This is a genomic window from Halogranum rubrum (assembly GCF_900114455.1).
Lineage (GTDB): Archaea > Halobacteriota > Halobacteria > Halobacteriales > Haloferacaceae > Halogranum > Halogranum rubrum.
On record NZ_FOTC01000016.1, the window covers coordinates 1 to 1,206 of the forward strand.

Genomic DNA, 1,206 nt, shown 5'->3' on the forward strand with positions numbered 1-1,206 from the left:
TCCGGGACAGCGCAAGTCGGTGGTACCTAGAGTCCGTGAAAAGACGAGCGTGATACTCGTACCGAGATCCGACACAGGTACTCTGGCAGAGCAAGCCAAGGCCCGTCGGGACCAACCGACGTTAGGGAATTCGGCAAATTAGTCCCGTAAGTTCGCGAGAAGGGATGCCTGCCCCGTATAAGGGCAGGTCGCAGTGACTCGGGCGCTCCGACTGTCTAGTAACAACATAGGTGACCGCAAATCCGCAAGGACTCGTACGGTCACTGAATCCTGCCCAGTGCGGGTATCTGAACACCTAGTACAATAGGACGAAGGACCCGTCAACGGCGGGGGTAACTATGACCCTCTTAAGGTAGCGTAGTACCTTGCCGCTTCAGTAGCGGCTTGCATGAATGGATCAACGAGAGCGCCACTGTCCCAACGTTGGGCCCGGTGAACTGTACGTTCCAGTGCGGAGTCTGGAGACCCCCAAGGGGAAGCGAAGACCCTATAGAGCTTTACTGCAGGCTGTCGCTGAGACGTGGTCGCTAATGTGCAGCATAGGTAGGAGCCGCTACACAGGTACCCGCGCTAGCGGGCCACCGAGGCATCAGTGAAATACTACCCGTTAGTGACTGCGACTCTCACTCCTGGCGGAGGACACCGGTAGCCGGGCAGTTTGACTGGGGCGGTACGCGCTCGAAAAGATATCGAGCGCGCCCCAAGGTTTCCTCACTCGGGTCGGAAACCCGAGGAAGAGCGCAAGAGCAAACGGAAGCCTGACAGTGTCCTGCCTAACGAGGGACGCTGACACGAAAGTGTGGTCTAGCGAACCTACGAGCCTGCTTGATGCGGGCCGTAGATGACAGAAAAGCTACCTTAGGGATAACAGAGTCGTCACCGGCAAGAGCACATATCGACCCGGTGGCTTGCTACCTCGATGTCGGTTCCCTCCATCCTGCCTGTGCAGAAGCAGGCAAGGGTGAGGTTGTTCGCCTATTAAAGGAGGTCGTGAGCTGGGTTTAGACCGTCGTGAGACAGGTCGGCTGCTATCTATTGGGGGTGTTAAGGTACTTGACGTGAACGAACGTATAGTACGAGAGGAACTACGTTTGGGTGCCACTGGTGTACCGGTTGTCCGAAAGGGCAGATGCCGGGAAGCTACGCACCACGGGGTAAGAGCTGAACGCATCTAAGCTCGAAACCCACATGAAAAAGAAGTACCAC

At 56.6% G+C, this 1,206-nt stretch carries 1 rRNA gene; it reads left to right on the top strand.

What is annotated here, in order from left to right:
• Positions 1 to 1,206: ribosomal RNA gene (locus tag BM083_RS23700) — 23S ribosomal RNA — on the top strand; the annotation flags it as partial.